This window comes from Thermoactinomyces sp. DSM 45891, from assembly GCF_900119485.1.
Lineage (GTDB): Bacteria > Bacillota > Bacilli > Thermoactinomycetales > Thermoactinomycetaceae > Baia.
This window is the reverse complement of record NZ_FPJZ01000042.1, coordinates 1-3,194: the sequence shown is the minus strand read 5'-3', so window position 1 is coordinate 3,194 and position 3,194 is coordinate 1. Positions and strand designations below refer to the sequence as shown.

Annotated in this window: 6 protein-coding genes; all 6 read left to right on the top strand. The window is 41.6% G+C overall.

Annotation, left to right across the window (positions count from 1 at the left end; genetic code table 11):
- A partial coding sequence (locus tag BT147_RS14880) for a ribonuclease domain-containing protein (RefSeq protein ID WP_286119542.1) occupies positions 1–480 on the top strand: 480 nt, incomplete at its 5' end.
- Between the two features lie 62 nt (positions 481–542).
- Positions 543–1,130 (top strand): barstar family protein, encoded by a 588-nt coding sequence (locus BT147_RS14875; RefSeq protein WP_072337095.1) that lies wholly within the window; start codon positions 543–545, stop codon positions 1,128–1,130.
- A 101-nt stretch (positions 1,131–1,231) separates the two neighbouring features.
- The gene (locus BT147_RS14870) at positions 1,232–1,423 is read left to right on the top strand and encodes a hypothetical protein (protein WP_072337092.1); all 192 of its coding nucleotides are present in this window, start codon (positions 1,232–1,234) and stop codon (positions 1,421–1,423) included.
- The gene (locus tag BT147_RS14865; RefSeq protein WP_072337089.1) at positions 1,405–1,851 is read left to right on the top strand and encodes a hypothetical protein; all 447 of its coding nucleotides are present in this window, start codon (positions 1,405–1,407) and stop codon (positions 1,849–1,851) included. The genes BT147_RS14870 and BT147_RS14865 overlap by 19 nt, the downstream gene beginning before the upstream one ends.
- Before the next feature lie 32 nt (positions 1,852–1,883).
- A complete protein-coding gene (locus BT147_RS14860) occupies positions 1,884–2,402 on the top strand; it encodes a hypothetical protein (protein ID WP_143188034.1) in 519 nt (172 codons plus the stop codon).
- Positions 2,403–2,655: 253 nt separating this feature from the next.
- Positions 2,656–3,194, top strand: a 539-nt coding sequence (locus tag BT147_RS14855) for an RHS repeat-associated core domain-containing protein (protein ID WP_353640713.1), incomplete at its 3' end; no start/stop codon positions are given.

Below are 3,194 nucleotides of genomic sequence, written 5' to 3'. Positions count from 1 at the left end.
GGCGGCGGAGTCGTCGTAGCCTGTGGAACGACCGCATGTGCCGCAGCCGCTCCTGGTGCCGTAGCAGCCGCTTGGGGTACAGGAGTTGCAGGTGGTGGAGCGAAGAACCTTGGTCAAGATATTTCGGATTTGATCAATATGTTCTCTAGAGGTGGAGGAAAAGGGTCTCCTACTATTCCCGGGAAGGGAACGAAGTCTTATGACGATATTAGATCTGTAGTCAGCAGTTTGAAAACAACAGGTTCTTTGCCAGCCAACTATTCGAGGAGCGGGAAGGCTGGGATGAAAGGTGGTACTAAATGGTCCAATAATAAAGGGATGCTACCTGAAGGGGTATATAAGGAAGCTGATGTTGGCAATTTGTTGACAGATGGTACAAGAGGATCAGAGAGAATTATCTACGATCTTGAACAAAAACTTTATTACTATACACCAGATCATTACAAAACTTTTACCAAGTTAAACCCATCAGATTGGTAAGAAGAGTGCAGGGGTTTCTATAACGAGATCCCTGCAAAATAAAGGTGAAGGAGCGGTTGATGATGAAAATAAATTCATTGGTAGATCTATTAGGTTCTCCAGATTTAAAGAATCAAAATTTGGTGTTGATTACTAAAAAAAGCAAAGATATAAAAGAGGAATTAGACGATGCTGTTAAATTGGCGTTATCTAATCAATTCTACTTTCTTGATGGAGATAGAATAAGATCGGAAGACGAATTTTATGTAGAGCTTATTCAGAAAATGCCATATATTAATGGATTCGGTAATAATGTAGATGCCGTAATAGATTTAATTCGAACGTTATCATATGGGGTTAATAGTAAGCGTCAACATCAAATTTTTTGGTATCATCCACAATGTTTGCTAAGTAATCACCCTGTATTTTATACAGAAGTAGTTGATGCACTATTAGGCACATTGAGGGAAATATCTTGTGGTAGCGATATAGAAATGGAAGAATCTCCAGAGGAGTTTTGGGATTGGGAACCAACAAAGGCAAGATGCATCTTATTTGGCAATGAACAACTACTGAATGAAAAATATGATTATACAAGACTCCATTCTCCATTTTGGGATAAGTTATTTCATGACCGTTCTTCGAATACCAAGGTGATTAGATTAGATTAAGGTATGTCTTAAGCAGTCATCAACACCGTCAAACGACTCAGTCTGCCACCAAGTCAGTTTCACAGTTTATTCGAGGTGCTAGTGATCGGACGACAAGTAATGTGACACTAGGGATTTTTAATCCCGAAGATCCTTATGAGGAAAAAGGGATTGCGTACCATCTAGGGGCAATTGCTGGAGATGTCCTGACGATGATGGTAGGAGCAGTCACAACGGTAGGTAGTGTAAGTGTAGCTGTGATTGGTGCTGGACGGCTTCTTCTCCATGCTAGTTGGTGTATCTGCAACTTGTAGGTGGAGGAGGCGGAGTCATTGTAGCCGATGGATCGACTGCATGTGCAGGAGCCGCTCCAGGATTTGTAGCAGCATCTTGGGGTGTTGGCGCTACACGTGGTGGAGCAGTTAATCTTGGTCAGGATATTTCGTCTCTGATCAATATGTTCTCTAGAGGTAGAGGATCAGGATGGACTCCTGGAAGTAAACTTCCATCCCAAGGAAATGTAAGCGCAGGTGTTGAGGGTGCGCCTCAAGTATCGGCTGGACAGCAAGGGAAACATGTTCCTGGACATCCAAACTATAAATCTGGTAAATCAGCTTGGCCAGAGGGAGCAGATGGCAGTGTGAAAATCCATGATTTCGGATACCCTGTTGGATCTAATGGAGAGACTAGAGTGAAGGTCCACCAAGGAAAAGGTGTAATACATGGATATCCAGTTGAATAAAGGGTAGGTGAAGAATTGTGTGTGAGAATATAGTGAGCTTTACTGAAAGGTTATATTCTAATAGAGATTTTCAATATTATCTCTCGTATGTTGATCGTAAATATTGGGAAAACAAATTAATTAATGCAATCAAGGATATCGGCATTGATAATTTGACTGATTTTAATTACGCCACATGTTTTTCTTTGTTTGTCTATCCTTCAGATATAGGTGTAAAGTTATCAATTGGAGGGCGTAATTTCGCTAATTATCTAGCTGAGCATAAGGTATTGAATGCTGTTATGATTCGAATTTCTGCAATAGCTCCCTATTCAGTTATTCATTATTGGAAGTATGAGCATGCAGATGAAGGGAATAAATTGACAGAGTCCGCACATTCTCTGGATGAATTTACCCAAAGAGTAGGTGAGGGGATAAAAGATTTTCTTCAACAATTTGATGTGAAACAGATACCAGAGGAATGTCTTAATATCGTCGTACCAGACATTTCCTTGGAACTCAAGGAAGAAAATGCGACCATTTTTAATTGTTTGTTTGAGGATAATTATTAGGAGTGGAACTAAATCGCCTTCGGCCTCGGTCTGGAGGCGATTTTTATAGAGTTCCTGGTACTTACCGGTATTCCATGGCCCGTGCCGTGTTTCAATGATCCATCAAAGAATTCAACGACTGTTTCCAGATAATTTGGCGGGAAGACACTCCTTACGGTGAAGACGACAAAGATATGTTCACGGGTGTCGATAAGATTGACGCAACCAAGCCCGATCAGGACATGTATAATCCCTTCCGGTATGAAGGCAAGCGCTGGGACCCGAATACGAAGTCGTACGATCTCGGATCCGTGATTATCGTCCGGGAGAAGGACGGTTCCTAACAAGTGACTCTTATAACGGAGCAGGAGCCCATCTAGCTCTTATGATGGATGTAGGAAACAACAACTTGTATGGTTATGCTGGAGGAAACCCGATCTCCAATAGTGACCCAGACGGTCATTTCTGGGGCAAATTATGGGACAAAGCCAAGTCAGTCGGAAACGCCGTTGTTTCCGGAGCCAAAGAAGTATATAACACCGTAGCTTCTGGAGTGAAACAAGCCTATAATACAGTAAAAAGTGGAGTCAAGAAGGTCTACAATAAAGTCAAAAGTGGAGTCAAAAAAGTTTACAACAAGGTTAAAAAGGTAGCAAAGAAGGTCTATAATACCGTCAAGAAGGCCTATCACAAGGTGAAGAAGACGGTTAAAAAGATCGTGAACAAGGTGAAGAATGTAGTCAAAAAAGTGGTCAAGCCCGCCGTCAAGAAAATTGTAAACAATGTCAAGAAAGCAACCCAATCTGCCACCAA

What these genes read in the sequence shown, in the direction of transcription:
- BT147_RS14875 (WP_072337095.1), top strand. Translation starts at nt 543, where the DNA reads ATGAAAATAAATTCATTGGTAGATCTATTAGGTTCTCCAGATTTAAAG.